Here is a 13,518-nt window from a genome sequence, read left to right on the forward strand (position 1 = left end):
CTTGCGGTTTTGCAATCGACGCAAGGCAAGCAATTCATGCGCGCGGCGTAACCGCTTCCGTAGAAGCGCACGCATGTGCGACAGCGCTCCTCGCCAGCAACGAGCGTCCGGCGCAACGATCAGACGTTCTCCGTCGCCGCCGTGTTGCCCGTCGGGCGAGGGCGCTCGGCGGCGGACACGCTGTGTCCATCGTCCGCATCCGCGTGAGCAGCCGCATCCGCACCGCCTGGCCGCCCCGCGCGCAACATCAGACCGCCAATCAAGCCCGCCGCCGCCGCGAAGATCGCGCCGAACGCAAACGCCACGTGATAGCCGCTGTTGAGCGCGGCGAGCGCGTTTTGCGTCGCCAGCATGTCGCCGCTGCGCGCGGCCGCGAGACTCGCGAGCACCGCGAGGCCGAGCGCGCCACCCATCATGAACGATGTATTGACGATGCCCGACGCGAGCCCGGAATCGGCAGGATCGACATCGCTCATTGCCGCGAGCAGCACCGGATTGAACGCGATGCCCGCGCCGAAGCCGAGCAGCATCATGCCGGGCAGCACGTCGACGACGAAGCTACCGCCCACCGGCGCGCGCGCGAAGAGCGCAAGTCCACACGCGGCAACCAGCAAACCCACCGCGAGCGGAATACGCAGCCCAAAGCGCATCACCACGCGCGCGGACAGTCCCAGCGAAAAGAATCCCATGATGAGGTTCGCCGGCAAAAACGCGAGTCCCACTTGCAGCGGCCGATATCCAAGCACGCGCTGCAAATACAGCGCCGATATGAAGAACCACGCGAACATTGCAGCGGCCCACAGCACGCCGACCACATTTGCGGTCGCCACATTGCGCAGGCGGAACAGGCCAAGCGGCATCAACGGATGCTGAACGCGTGACTCGATGAGGAGGAACGCAGCGAGCAACGCAAGCGCAATCAGCAGCAGGCCGAGCGTTTGCGCCGAAGTCCAGCCGGCTTCGTTGCCGTTGACCACGGCATACACGGCGAGCATCAACGAAACAGTGACCGACACGGCGCCGGCCACGTCGAGCCGTTCGCCGTGCGCATGACCGCGCGCGGACGGCAGCAGCGCGACGCACAGCGCATACACCGCAATGCCGATAGGCAGATTGACGAGAAAGATCCAGTGCCAGCTCAGCAGGTTCGTTAGTAATCCACCGAGCAACACGCCGATGCTGCCGCCGCCCGCGCACACAAAGCCATACACGCCCATCGCTTTGGCGCGCTCGCCCGGCTCGGTGAACAGATTCATGATGAGCGAGAGTGACACCGCGGACACGATGGCGCCGCCAAGACCCTGCACGGCGCGCGCGCACACCAGCAGCACCTGCGAGTTGGCGAGCCCGCAAGCGAGCGATGCCAGCGTGAAGAGCGTGATGCCGCCGAGAAACAATCTGCGATGACCGTACAGATCGCCGAGCCGTCCGCCGAGCAGCAGGCAGCCGCCGAACGTCAGCATGTACGCATTGACCACCCATACGAGCGACGTTTCGGTGAAGCCGAGATCCGCAGCAATGGACGGCAACGCGACGTTCACGATTGTCGTGTCGAGCACGATCATCAGCACGCCGAGGCACAGCACCATGAGCGCGAGCCAACGTTTATTGCCGTGGATGGAATGGGTCATGCGAAGGCTCCTGAGCCGCGGTCGTTTGGGTAACCGGCGGCTTCGAGCTTGATGACTGATTCAACGCCATGCCGGACGGGGCCCGCCGCCCGGCGCGATGTTGATGAAGCTATTGATAAGCCGTGAAGGGCGAGGGGTTTTTCAGTCTAGCACTCGCTGGATTTGCGTCACAACTACGAATTCCTGGGCGGGGGTGGGCGTCACTTCCCGCCCACAATCCCATACTCCCCACCTCTTTCCAACGCCCGCTTGTATGCGGGTCGCGCGTGAATCCGCTGCAAAAACGCAGTCACTGCGGGCAATTGCGAGTCCAACCCACTTCGCGCCGTCGCCGCCTCCAGCGGAAAGCTCATCTGTACGTCAGCGGCAGTGAACTCATCGCCGGCAAACCACTGGCTCTTGCCCAGTTCTTTCTCGATGTACCCAAGATGCAGCTTCAATTGCGGATCGATAAAACTCGACTGCAACGTCGCGGCAATCTTGCGTGCAACAGGCTTCGCGAAGAAAGGCATCGGCGCGCTGGCAATGCGCAGCGCGACCAGCTTCAGCAGCAACGGCGGCATCGCCGATCCTTCCGCGTAATGCAGCCAGTAGGTGTAGCGCAAGCGCTCAGGCGTGCCCGCCGCCGGCGCAAAACGTCCTTGCCCATACTTGCCGACCAGGTATTCGATAATCGAGCCCGACTCTGCAATGGTCAGCCCATCATCCGTAATGACCGGCGACTTGCCGAGCGGATGCACCGCGCGCAACTCGGGCGGCGCGAGCATGGTTTGCGGATCGCGCTCGTATCGCTTGATCTCGTATGGAACACCAAGCTCTTCGAGCAGCCACAAGACGCGTTGCGAGCGCGAGTTATTCAAATGATGGACAGTCAGCATGGGTCGACAAACGTTGATCAATGAAGCGTCACATCATAGGGCTAATGTCCAGAGGCGGGCCTCTAGCCGCACTACCCGCGTTTTCATACGCGCGACTTGCCGCCCATCAACTCGTTCGAAGGCAACGTCTCGTCCAGCAACTTACGCGCGCTTTCAATGCCGGCCACTGGCAATCCTTCGGGATTGAGCAAGCCGACCTGCACCAGCACGCTGGCCTGGTCCCAATAGATGTGCTCGTTATAGAGCTTGTCGCCGCGAAAGCAGACCACGGCCAACATCGGCACCTCGAAGTACTTTCCGGTGGGCGCGACGCCAGGCAATAGCCAGTCGATTTCGCAGCTATGCGTGCAGCTGAAAATGAATTCATCGACGATACGATCCGCGCCGATGGTCCGCGAAATCGGAATCAGCTTCGTATCAGGCGGATTCGAGTTGACGAAGTGATGCGTATAGAAACGCTTGAGATTGTCATGACCGACGCCGCCCGTCATCGTGGGAACATGATTGACGTAAGGCTCCGCGACCATGGTCGGCATGACGGCTTCCACGTCGCGCGTGGCGAACTCATGATAGCAATGCGCTTCCCACAGCGCATTCAGATCGTAGACCGGCCCGAGCACCTTGCGCAGCAATGCAAGCGTGCGCGAATACGCCATCATCGCGGCGGGCTTGTTGTATTGCGCACGCTCAGGCGCGGCAAACGCGTGATCGCAACCGGGGTACACGTACTGCTCGATGTGCGGGCGCGTGCGCAATGCAGCGCTGATTCGCTCGCGCGTTTGCGGCGGACACAGCGCGTCGTTTTCGGGGAAGTGAAACGCCATCGGGCAACGCACGGCCGGTACTTCGTCCAGATATGCATCGAGACCCACGCCGTAGTAGCTCACCGCGCAATCCACATCGGTACGCGCCGCGCTGAGAAACGCGAGCTTGCCGCCGAGGCAATAGCCGACCTTGCCTACCTGCTCGGGCATCGCGCGCAACGCGCCGATGGTGGCCGCGATATCGTCGACGGCGAGGTCGGTGTCGAACTGGTTCAGATAGCCGAGCGCCTGCTTCATGTCGGCTTCGCCATAACCAAGCTCAATGCCAGGCTTGATCCGCCAGAAGAGATCAGGCACCAGCACCACATAGCCTTCTTCGGCGAAGCGCTCGGCCGTCGCCTTCATGGTGTCGTTGATGCCAAAAATTTCCTGCAACAGCACGAGCCCGGGGCCCGAGCCTCGCGCGGGGCGCGCAACATAAGCGTTGAAACGGCCGCCGTCCTGGGCGACCACTTCCATGAAAGAGCCGGCCATGCGTTTGTCTCCTGATGTTTGCGACGAAGAGGGCTATGCCATCGTACGCAATTCGAAGCGCTTGAGCTTGCCTGTTTCGGTGCGCGGCAGTGAATCGACGAAAGCGACGACACGCGGGTACTTATAAGGCGCCACTGTATTCTTCACGAAGTCCTGCAACTGCGCGACGAGTTTTTCGTCCGCGGTATAACCGGCGTTTAGCACGACGAACGCCTTGACGATTTGCCCGCGCGTGTCGTCCGGTACGCCGATCACGCCGCATTCGGCCACGGCTTCATGTTGCAGCAACACACTTTCCACTTCCGGCCCGGAAATGTTGTAGCCGGCGGAAACGATCATGTCGTCGGCGCGTGCCTGGTAGAACACGTAGCCGTCTTCGTCGATATAGACGGAATCGCCCGGCAGGTTCCAGCCGTCGCGCACGAACTTCATTTGCCGCTCATCGGCGAGATAGCGGCAGCCGGTCGGCCCGCGCACCGCGAGCTTGCCGATCGTGCCGGGCGCAACGGGTTGCATGGCGTCGTCCACGGCTTGCACGACGTAGCCCGGCACCGCGCGGCCAATTGCGTGCGGACGTATGTCGTTGCCTGCCGCCGAAATGAAAATGTGGATCAACTCCGTGCCGCCGATGCCGTCGATCATGTCGATGCCGGTCGCGTCGTGCCACAGGCGCCGTGTCGAATCAGGCAACGCCTCGCCGGCGGAGACGGTCTTCTGCAAGCTCGACACATCGTGTTGAGGAATGAGCGGCGCCATCTGCCGATAAAACGTCGGCGCGGTGAACATGATGGTCGCGTGAAAACGCTCGACGGTTTGCAGCAACGTCTCCGGCGTGAGCTTTTCAATCAGCACGGTAGAAGCGCCCACGCGCAGCGGAAAGCACAGCAAGCCGCCCAGCCCAAAGGTGAAAGCGAGCGGCGGCGTGCCGCAGAAAATATCGCTAGCGGAAGGCTTCAGCACATGGCGCGGAAACAGATCGCACATCGCGAGCACGTCGCGATGGAAATGCATGCAGCCCTTCGGTGCGCCTGTCGTGCCGCTTGTGAACGCGATCAGACAGACATCGTCGGCGGCCGTATCGCAGGCAGTGAAATCGGCGGGCTTGTTGACAGCGAGCGTTTCGAGGGATCCTGCCGCGTCGTCATGAAAAAGCAGCGTCTGCTTCAACTCCGCGCAGTGGAACTCGCTTTGCGGATCGGTGCAGCGCGCGAGTTCTTCAGTCAGACGCGCATCGCACAGCGCAGCGCTCACTTGCGCCTTCACGATGATCTGCTTCAGCTCCTTCGCGCGCAGCAACGGCATGGTCGGCACGACAACAAGCCCGGCCTTTAGCGAGGCCAGCGCTGCAACGGCCATCTGCAACGTATTCGGCCCGCGCAGCAGAACGCGATTGCCTGGCTGCAAACCCATTTCGTCGACGAGCACATGCGCGCTGCGATTCACCATTGCGAGCAGTTCGTTGTAGGTGGTGGCGTGCGGCTCCCCATCCACCAGCGACCACACGGCGGGACGCTCGCCGTGACCCGCTTCGATCGTTCTATCCAGCAGTTCAGTCGCGCAATTGAAACGCGCCGGATAAGCGACGTCGGGATTGTCCAACAGAAAAACAGGCCATTGATCCTGCGGCGGAAGATTGTCGCGCGCGAAAGTATCGACGTGTGCTGACGGTTCCATCGTGGTCTCCCCGGTATTGAGCCGGCTCTGTGCGCTTCAGTTAACGAGGGCTTGCATATCCTTACTGCGGAATGACGGCGGTTGCTTCAATTTCGACCTTGGCCTGGTCTTCGATCAACGCGACAACCTGTACTGCGCTCATCGCAATGTCGTAGTCGCCGATCAGCTCGCGAAACGCGCGCCCAATATCTTTCAGCGACGCGAGGTACTCGCGCTTGTCGGTCACATACCACGTCATGCGCACGAGATGCTCGGGCTTGCCGCCCGCTTCGTGCAGCACGGCGAGTACATTTCTCAGCGCCTGAATGGCCTGACCGGCGAAGTTCCCGGTTTGAAACTGCGCCTGTTCGTCCCAGCCGATCTGGCCAGCAATGAACACTTGCAAGCCGGTGGCCGCGACGCCGTTTGCGTAACCGCGCGGCTTGACCCAGCCGGCCGGAAGAAGAGCTTTTTTCATGAGCGTTGCGCCTCGCTGAATTCAGGCTGTGGGGCGAACATCGCGAGTGCATTCGCGATGTCGGTGGGAATTTCGATTGAGCGGCCGCTTTCCAGCGACGTCGTGACGAGCACCTGTTTCGCGCGGAAACGCGCCTCGCCATTGCAATGACCGAGAATGTCGATGCTGATGGAACGCTTGCCGATGGCGGCTACGCTCAGCGTCAGCATGATCGTTTCGCCCATCTGGCTCGGCCGCGAAAACTCGCAGTCCAGTTTGACAATCGGCAAGCCGATGCGGCGCTGGCCGATCATCTGCGCATAGTCGACGTGCAGGCCCTCGTTGAACCAGTCTTCGACGAGCCCGTTGGTCATGACCAGATACTGCGGAAAGAACACGATGCCTGCGGGATCGCAATGCGCAAAGCGGATGCGTACGGGTCTTTCGAACTGGGCGGTCATTTCGCGTTAGCTCCGGCATTTGCGGCTGCGTGCGCTTTCAACAGATCGCGGCCCACGATCAATTGCTGCACCTCGGTAGCGCCTTCGTAAATACGCAGCGCGCGAATCTCGCGATACAGCATTTCGACCGCCACGCCGCTTTGCACGCCCATGCCGCCATAGAGCTGCACGGCGGCGTCAATCACCTGCTGCGCGCCTTCGCTCGCGTGCCACTTCGCCATGGCGGCTTCGCGCGTCACGCTTTCGCCCTGATCGCGCAACCATGCCGCGCGATAAACGAGCAGGGCGCTGCTGTCGATGGTCAATGCCATCTGCGCGAGTCTGGCTTGCGTGAGTTGGAAGTCGCCGAGCGTCTGGCCGAACATCTTGCGCGACGCAGCGCGTGCGAGTCCCTCGGCCATTGCATGTCGCGCGAAACCGAGCGACGCGGCCGCGACGGACGTGCGAAAAATGTCGAGCGTGCGCATGGCGATCTTGAAGCCTTCGCCCGGCGTGCCGAGCATCTGGCTGCGCGGCACCCGTGCGCCCGCGAAATGCAGACGCGCAAGCGGATGCGGCGCGATGACATCGATGCGTTCGGCGATCTCGAGCCCCGGCGTGTCCGCGTCCACAATAAATGCGCTGATGCCGCGCGCACCCGGCGCTTCGCCAGTGCGTGCAAAGACGACGTAGAAGTCGGCAATGCCGCCGTTCGATATCCACGTCTTCTCGCCGTCGAGGACGTAGGCGTCGCCGTCTTTGCGCGCAGCGAGCGACGTAGCCGCGACATCCGATCCCGCTTGCGGTTCGGACAACGCGAATGCGGCAATGGCAGTGCCATTCGCTACGCGCGGCAAGTAGCGCGCTTTCTGCTCATGTGTGCCGGCAAGCGAGATCGCGCCGCTGCCAAGCCCTTGCATGGCAAGTGCGAAATCCGCGAGACCTGAATGCTTCGCGAGCGTTTCACGCAACAGACAGACCGCGCGCGTGTCGATGGTGTCGCCGTGGCCGCCGTAAGCGACACCGCCCACGCCATACTTCAGCCAGCCCGCCGCGCCGAGTTCGCGCACGAGTTGACGGCAGGCGTCATCAACCTGGTCGCGCTCGGCGTGTGCGGCGTCGGACAGGTTCTCGCGACACCATGCCTCGATACCCGTAGCCAGTTCACGATGACGCGCCTCGAAAAAAGGCCACGCCAGTGGGCTATGCAGATCGATGTTCGTATCGGCGCTCAACTCAATCTCCTTCGAACACCGGGCGCGAGTTGGCAGCGAACGCCTTATACGCACGCTCGAAGTCACGAGTGCTCATGCAAATGGCCTGCGCCTGCGCTTCGGATTCGATGGCTTCGTCGATGCTCATGCTCCATTCCTGGTGCAGCATTTTCTTCGTGATGCCATGTGCGAATGTGGGGCCGGCGACGAGATCGGCGGCAAGCTTCTGCGCGTCTTCGAGAAGCGCAGCCGGCTCGCAAAGCCGGTTATAGAAGCCCCACGCGTGGCCTTCGTCGCCGCTCGCGGAACGTCCGGTGAACAGCAGTTCGGCGGCGCGACCCTGACCGATGATGCGCGGCAGAATCGCACACGCGCCCATATCGCAGCCCGCCAGGCCGACGCGCGAAAAGAGAAATGCGAGCTTGCTGCGCGCGGTGCCAAGACGCATGTCGGACGCCATCGCGAGGATTGCGCCTGCACCCGCGCACACGCCGTCGACAGCGGCAATCACCGGCTGCGGGCAATGACGCATGGCTTTGACGAGGTCGCCCGTCATGCGCGTGAAGAGCAGCAGTTCAGGCATGGGCAGATTGATCAGCGGCGCGATGATGTCGTGCACGTCGCCGCCGGAGCAGAAGTTCTCACCCGCGCCGTGGATCACAACGGCCTTCACGTCGGTCGCATATGCAAGCTGACGGAACAGGTCGCGCAACTCCGCATACGATTCGAATGTGAGCGGATTCTTGCGCTCGGGGCGATTTAGCGTGATGGTCGCAACCTTGTTCGTGACCGACCAGCCGAAGTGCTGCGCGTTATAACCCGCGAGCGTGACGCGATTGCCGGCCAATAGAGCTTCGGCGTTTGCTTGTGGCATGTATGTCTCCTTCTGTGCCCGAGGCAGATCAGTCTTTCAGACTATCCAGCAGATGTTTTTTCAATTTGCCCAACCGCTGATGCGTGCGCGACTTTTCGTCGAGGCTCAAGCCGCCGAACAGTTCGACCACCCATTGCTCGTGCGCCGCCGCCATCTTGTCGAACGCTTTGCGGCCGGCGGGCGTGAGGCACACGCTGATCGAGCGGCGATCGTTCGGATCGGTGTCGCGCGACACGAGTCCTTCTTTTTCAAGCTGATCCGTAATGCCGGTGACGTTGCCCCCGGTCACCATCAGGCGGCGCGACAGCTCCGTCATCTTCAAGCCTTCAGGATGACGCTCGAGTTGCGCCATCAAGTCGAAGCGCGGCAGCGTCGTATCGAATTCGTTGCGCAGACGCTTGCGCAATTCAGCCTGGACGAGGTTCGTCGTGGTCAGCATGCGCAGCCACAAACGCAGGCCCATGTGGCTGTCCGCACCCGTGCTCATTTCCAGATCCACGACGTTCTCCGCAGGTTTGGCTACGCCTTTGCGCGGCGCCCTGGTTTCTGCTGCCTTTGTGTCGCCCGTCGCAATCTTCTTGACGTTGACGTTGGATGACTTGCTCACATTACTTCTCCGCCGGAGATGGAAATGGATTGCCCCGTGATTGCGTCCGAACCCGGCAGGCACAACCACAGCACCGCATTCGCAACCTGCTCAGGACTCACGAAGCGATGTTGCGGATTCGAGCGAAGCAGGCTTTCGCGCGCTTGCTCTTCCGTGCGCGAGGTTTTGCTGGTGATCTGCTGAAGCGACGCGTGCAACAGTTCGGTCTCCGTGTAACCGGGGCACACGGCGTTCACAGTGATGCCTTTAGTCGCGACTTCGAGCGCAAGCGAGCGCGTCAAGCCAATCACGCCGTGCTTCGCGGCACAATACGCGGCCACATACGCATAGCCGATCTGCCCTGCGGTACTCGCCACATTGACAATGCGCCCGCGGCCACGCTCCAGCATGCCCGGCAATACGGCGCGCGTGCCGAGAAAAACGCCGGTGAGATTCACGTCGAGCATGCGCTGCCACAGCGTCACGCCGGTATGCGCAAACGGTGCGGCTTGTGCCTGGCCCGCGTTGTTGACCAAGATGTCGACCGCACCTGCCCGCTCGAATGCTTGAGCCACGGACGCTTCCTGCGTGACATCCACGCTGATGCACGCGACGTCGCCCAATGCGCGGCATTTCTCGCGCTGCATGTCGAGCCGCTCGGCATTGCGGCCCATCAACGTGACGCGCGCGCCGGCGCGCAGCAGGTCTTCTGCAATGGCGGCGCCGATGCCACTGCCGCCGCCCGTGACGACAGCGTGTTGCCCTGCGAGTGACGAGTGGTTTGAATTCACGTGGTTCCTTCTGCGCGCTGCGCGCGCTCTTGCGCCGACAGGCCGGCATTCGCCGCAGCCTGCGCGCGTTCGCGTTCCAGGTTGCGTTCGAGTTGCGACTTGGCGGCGGTGTACTGATTCGGCCACATCACGTCGAAATAGCCGATCTTTGCGGCTTCGTTCAGCGTCCAGGATGGATTGGCGAGATGCGGGCGCGCGATCGCGCAGAGATCCGCGCGGCCTGCTGCGATGATGCTGTTCACGTGATCCGCTTCGGAAATCGCGCCCACGGCGATGGTCGCGATGCCGGCTTCGTTGCGCACGCGGTCCGCGAACGGCGTCTGAAACATGCGGCCATACACGGGCTTTTCTTCCTTGCTGACCTGTCCCGACGATACGTCGATCATGTCGGCGCCCGCAGCCTTGAATGCGCGCGCGATCTGCACGGCGTCGTCGGGCGTCGTGCCGCCTTCCACCCAATCGTTCGCGGAAATACGCACGGAAATGGGCTTGTCTTGCGGCCACACCGCTCGAATCGCCCTGAAGACCTGCAACGGATAACGCAGACGGTTTTCGAGCGAGCCGCCGTATTCGTCCGTGCGATGGTTCGTGAGCGGAGACAGGAAGCTCGACAGAAAATAGCCGTGCGCGCAATGCAGTTCGAGCCAGTCGAAACCTGCTTCGGCGGACATTTGCGTGGCGCGCACGAACTGCGCTTCAATTTCGCGGAGGTCCTCGTATGTGGCTTCGCGCGAATGCTGGCTGATGCCGCGCAAATACTGCTGCGGCGAAGCGGAAATGAGCGGCCAGTTGCCGTCAGCGAGCGGCTGATCGATGCCCTCCCACGCGACGCGTGTCGAGCCCTTTGCGCCTGAATGCCCGAGCTGGATGCCGATTTTCGCGTCGGACTGACGATGCACGAGATCGACAATGCGTTTCCATGCGGTGAGATGTTCGGGCGCATACATGCCGGGACACGCGGGCGTGATGCGCGCATGCGGCGACACACAGGTCATCTCGGTCATCACGAGTCCGGCGCCGCCCATGGCACGCGCGCCGAGATGCATCAAATGATAGTCGCCGGCAATTCCGTCGACGGCCGAGTATTGCGCCATCGGGGAGACGACCACGCGGTTTTTCAGCGTGACGCCGCGCAGCGTGAACGGCGTGAACATCGGCGGAATGGAATGTTTTTGAGGCGCGCGCTCGACGCCCGAGCGTTGCGCGAGCCAATCTTCGAAACTGGACACATAACGTGCGTCGCGCTCGCGCAGGTTTTCGTGCGAGATGCGCTGCGAGCGCGTGAGCAGCGAATACGCGAACTGTTCAGGCTCGAACGACGTGTAGCGGTCTACATGTTCGAACCATTCCGTCGAATTGCGCGCGGCATTCTGAATGCGCAAGACGTCAACGCTGCGTACTTCCGTGTAGTGCTTCAGCGCCGCGTGCAGATCGCCGGGATGCGCGCCGATGCTGTTGGCGAGTTCGATCGAATCTTCAAGCGCGAGCTTGGTGCCAGAGCCGATCGAGAAGTGCGCGGTGTGCGCCGCGTCGCCCATCAGCACGACCGGCGTTTGCGTGCCGTCCGCATTGCTGCGCCAGTGAACCCATTCCTCGTTGACGACGCGGGGAAAGCGGATCCACTGCGACGAGCCACGCAAATGCGCCGCGTTGGACAGCAACGCGTGACCGTCGAGGTACTTCGCGAAGAGCTTTTCGCAGAATGCGATGCTTTCTTCCTTGCTCATTTCGTCGAGCCCGGCGGCGCGCCACACGCGCTCCGGCGTTTCCACAATGAAGGTGGATGTCTGATCGTCGAAACGATAGGCATGGGCCTGGAACCAGCCGAACTCGGTTTTTTCGAACGCGAACGTGAAGGCGTCGAACAGTTTTTTCGTGCCGAGCCAGACGAAGCGGCAATCGCGCACGTCCACGTTCGGCTTGTAGGTTGCCGCGTAGTGCTGGCGGATCGCGCTGTTCGCTCCGTCGCACGCGATGATCAGGTCGGCCTGATAGTCAGTGTCGTTCGTGACCTGCGTTTCGAAGACGAGCTTCACGCCCAATTCCTCGCAACGCGCCTGGAGGATATTCAGCAGACGTTTGCGACCGATGCCGCAAAAGCCGTGGCCCGATGAGCGTACCGTGCGCCCGCGGAAATGGATTTCGATGTCGTCCCAGTGGTTGAACGCGTCGAGTATGGCGTCCGCGCTGGGCGCGTCCGCGGCACGCAGGTTGCCGAGCGTCTGGTCTGAGAACACGACGCCCCAGCCGAATGTGTCATAGGGACGGTTGCGCTCGACGACGGTGACGTCGTGCGCCGGGTTGCGGCTTTTCATTAACAGGCCGAAGTACAACCCCGCCGGGCCGCCGCCGATACAGACGATTCGCATGCTGTTCCCCACTGTGAACTTTGCTGGTGAGGTTAATTTAGGTGTAGATAGTTTAGATGTCAAGTAAATGTGCGGCGGCGCGTTGAGCGGTGACGGTGGTGATCATACAAACGCAGCCCGCCAGGTCCATACGGTTAGAATGGGCTTTCGCGGGTATCTGTTTTTCGATTCTTTCTAGTGCTGGAGGCGAACGTGCCAGGATTACTTCCCGATGTCGACCGCGACGGACTTCTCGAATATTCAGTCGTGTACACCGACCGATCGATCAATCACATGTCGCAGCTCTTTCAAGGGGTCATGCGCGATATTTCCGCCTCGCTGAAAAAGGTGTACAACGCGAGGTCGGCCGTCGTTGTTCCGGGCAGCGGGACATTCGGCATGGAAGCCGTTGCCCGACAGTTCGCGACGAACAGAAAATGTCTTGTCATCCGCAACGGCTGGTTCAGCTTCCGCTGGTCGCAGATTTTCGACATGGGCGGCATTCCGTCTGAATCCATCGTGCTGAAAGCGCGACCGGTCGAAGAGGGCAGACAGGCTGCCTATGTACCGCCTCCGATCGACGAGGTGGTTGCCACGATCAGGAAAAACAAGCCGGATCTGGTCTTTGCACCGCACGTGGAAACTGCCTCCGGGATGATGCTGCCTGACGCCTATTTGCGCGCGGTGGCCGATGCGGTCCATGACGTCGGTGGCATGTTTGTACTCGATTGCATTGCGTCCGGCACGATCTGGGTCGACATGCAGGCGAGTGGCGTCGACGTCCTGATCAGCGCGCCGCAAAAGGGATGGAGCGCCTCGCCGTGCTGCGCGCTGGTCATGCTCAGTCCGCTCGCCCGTGAAAGAATCGAAGCGACAACCAGCACAAGCTTCTCTTGCGATCTTCGCAAATGGCTGCAGATCATGGAGGCTTATGAGAGCGGCGGATTCGCGTACCACGCCACGATGCCAACGGATAGCCTCGCGACGTTGCGCGATGTCATGAAAGAAACCGACGCATACGGCTTCGACAAGGTACAAGCGGAGCAGCTCGAACTCGGCAAGCGTGTTCGCTCACTCTTGACGGGCGCAGGTTTCAAAAGCGTGGCGGCCGAAGGTTTTCAGGCTCCTGGCGTCGTGGTCAGCTACACGGATGACGACGGTATACGATCCGGCGAGAAATTCGCCGATGCCGGCTTGCAGATTGCGCCGGGCGTTCCGCTTCAATGCGGCGAGCCGGAAGACTTCAAGACCTTCCGCGTCGGTCTGTTCGGCCTGGACAAACTGCATGATGTGGAAGGCGCCGTCGCGAGACTCGCCAAGGCGCTGGACAGTTTTCTTTAGAGTGCTT

General features: G+C 61.6%; 12 protein-coding genes. 1 reads left to right on the top strand and 11 read right to left on the bottom strand.

Annotated elements, in window-relative coordinates; all coding sequences use genetic code 11:
- Nucleotides 1-119 precede the first annotated feature (119 nt).
- The 11 genes from A3AC_RS0112920 to A3AC_RS0112970 all read right to left on the bottom strand — a co-directional run bounded on the left by A3AC_RS0112920 (nt 120) and on the right by A3AC_RS0112970 (nt 12,191).
- Complete coding sequence (locus tag A3AC_RS0112920; protein WP_025599317.1) at nt 120-1,631, bottom strand: DHA2 family efflux MFS transporter permease subunit; 1,512 nt, start codon at nt 1,629-1,631, stop codon at nt 120-122.
- 200 nt (nt 1,632-1,831) lie between these two features.
- Nucleotides 1,832-2,509 (bottom strand): glutathione S-transferase, encoded by a 678-nt coding sequence (locus tag A3AC_RS0112925; RefSeq protein ID WP_025599318.1) that lies wholly within the window; start codon nt 2,507-2,509, stop codon nt 1,832-1,834.
- 83 nt (nt 2,510-2,592) lie between these two features.
- The gene (locus A3AC_RS0112930; RefSeq protein ID WP_025599320.1) at nt 2,593-3,807 is read right to left on the bottom strand and encodes a dienelactone hydrolase family protein; all 1,215 of its coding nucleotides are present in this window, start codon (nt 3,805-3,807) and stop codon (nt 2,593-2,595) included.
- 33 nt (nt 3,808-3,840) lie between these two features.
- Entirely contained in the window at nt 3,841-5,481 is a 1,641-nt protein-coding gene (locus A3AC_RS0112935) for an AMP-binding protein (RefSeq protein ID WP_025599321.1), read from the bottom strand.
- Nucleotides 5,482-5,542: 61 nt separating this feature from the next.
- Entirely contained in the window at nt 5,543-5,938 is a 396-nt protein-coding gene (locus A3AC_RS0112940) for a RidA family protein (RefSeq protein ID WP_025599322.1), read from the bottom strand.
- Complete coding sequence (locus A3AC_RS0112945) at nt 5,935-6,378, bottom strand: acyl-CoA thioesterase (protein WP_025599323.1); 444 nt, start codon at nt 6,376-6,378, stop codon at nt 5,935-5,937. Before A3AC_RS0112945 ends, A3AC_RS0112940 begins: the two co-directional genes overlap by 4 nt.
- The gene (locus A3AC_RS0112950) at nt 6,375-7,592 is read right to left on the bottom strand and encodes an acyl-CoA dehydrogenase family protein (RefSeq protein ID WP_025599324.1); all 1,218 of its coding nucleotides are present in this window, start codon (nt 7,590-7,592) and stop codon (nt 6,375-6,377) included. The genes A3AC_RS0112945 and A3AC_RS0112950 overlap by 4 nt, the downstream gene beginning before the upstream one ends.
- 1 nt (nt 7,593) lies before the next feature.
- Nucleotides 7,594-8,445, bottom strand: coding sequence for an enoyl-CoA hydratase family protein (locus tag A3AC_RS0112955; protein ID WP_025599325.1), 852 nt, complete (start codon nt 8,443-8,445; stop codon nt 7,594-7,596).
- Between the two features lie 28 nt (nt 8,446-8,473).
- Nucleotides 8,474-9,052, bottom strand: a complete 579-nt coding sequence (locus A3AC_RS0112960) for a MarR family winged helix-turn-helix transcriptional regulator (RefSeq protein WP_025599326.1) — start codon at nt 9,050-9,052, stop codon at nt 8,474-8,476.
- Nucleotides 9,049-9,822: an SDR family NAD(P)-dependent oxidoreductase gene (locus A3AC_RS0112965; RefSeq protein WP_025599327.1), complete on the bottom strand. Its 774-nt coding sequence runs from the start codon at nt 9,820-9,822 to the stop codon at nt 9,049-9,051. Before A3AC_RS0112965 ends, A3AC_RS0112960 begins: the two co-directional genes overlap by 4 nt.
- Nucleotides 9,819-12,191: a bifunctional salicylyl-CoA 5-hydroxylase/oxidoreductase gene (locus tag A3AC_RS0112970; RefSeq protein ID WP_025599328.1), complete on the bottom strand. Its 2,373-nt coding sequence runs from the start codon at nt 12,189-12,191 to the stop codon at nt 9,819-9,821. The genes A3AC_RS0112965 and A3AC_RS0112970 overlap by 4 nt, the downstream gene beginning before the upstream one ends.
- A gap of 192 nt (nt 12,192-12,383) precedes the next feature.
- Between A3AC_RS0112970 and A3AC_RS0112975 the strand changes: the two genes are divergently transcribed.
- Nucleotides 12,384-13,511 (top strand): aminotransferase class V-fold PLP-dependent enzyme, encoded by a 1,128-nt coding sequence (locus A3AC_RS0112975; RefSeq protein ID WP_025599329.1) that lies wholly within the window; start codon nt 12,384-12,386, stop codon nt 13,509-13,511.
- The last annotated feature ends 7 nt before the right edge of the window (nt 13,512-13,518 follow it).

Source organism: Burkholderia sp. WSM2230 (genome assembly GCF_000472445.1).
Taxonomy (GTDB): Bacteria; Pseudomonadota; Gammaproteobacteria; order Burkholderiales; family Burkholderiaceae; genus Paraburkholderia.

Bases quoted from the DNA above. Each gene is read 5' to 3' on its own strand.
- A3AC_RS0112970 (WP_025599328.1), bottom strand. From the start codon at position 12,191: ATGCGAATCGTCTGTATCGGCGGCGGCCCGGCGGGGTTGTACTTCGGC.
- A3AC_RS0112935 (WP_025599321.1), bottom strand. From the start codon at position 5,481: ATGGAACCGTCAGCACACGTCGATACTTTCGCGCGCGACAATCTTCCG.
- A3AC_RS0112955 (WP_025599325.1), bottom strand. From the start codon at position 8,445: ATGCCACAAGCAAACGCCGAAGCTCTATTGGCCGGCAATCGCGTCACG.
- A3AC_RS0112920 (WP_025599317.1), bottom strand. From the start codon at position 1,631: ATGACCCATTCCATCCACGGCAATAAACGTTGGCTCGCGCTCATGGTG.
- A3AC_RS0112925 (WP_025599318.1), bottom strand. From the start codon at position 2,509: ATGCTGACTGTCCATCATTTGAATAACTCGCGCTCGCAACGCGTCTTG.
- A3AC_RS0112940 (WP_025599322.1), bottom strand. From the start codon at position 5,938: ATGAAAAAAGCTCTTCTTCCGGCCGGCTGGGTCAAGCCGCGCGGTTAC.
- A3AC_RS0112930 (WP_025599320.1), bottom strand. From the start codon at position 3,807: ATGGCCGGCTCTTTCATGGAAGTGGTCGCCCAGGACGGCGGCCGTTTC.
- A3AC_RS0112945 (WP_025599323.1), bottom strand. From the start codon at position 6,378: ATGACCGCCCAGTTCGAAAGACCCGTACGCATCCGCTTTGCGCATTGC.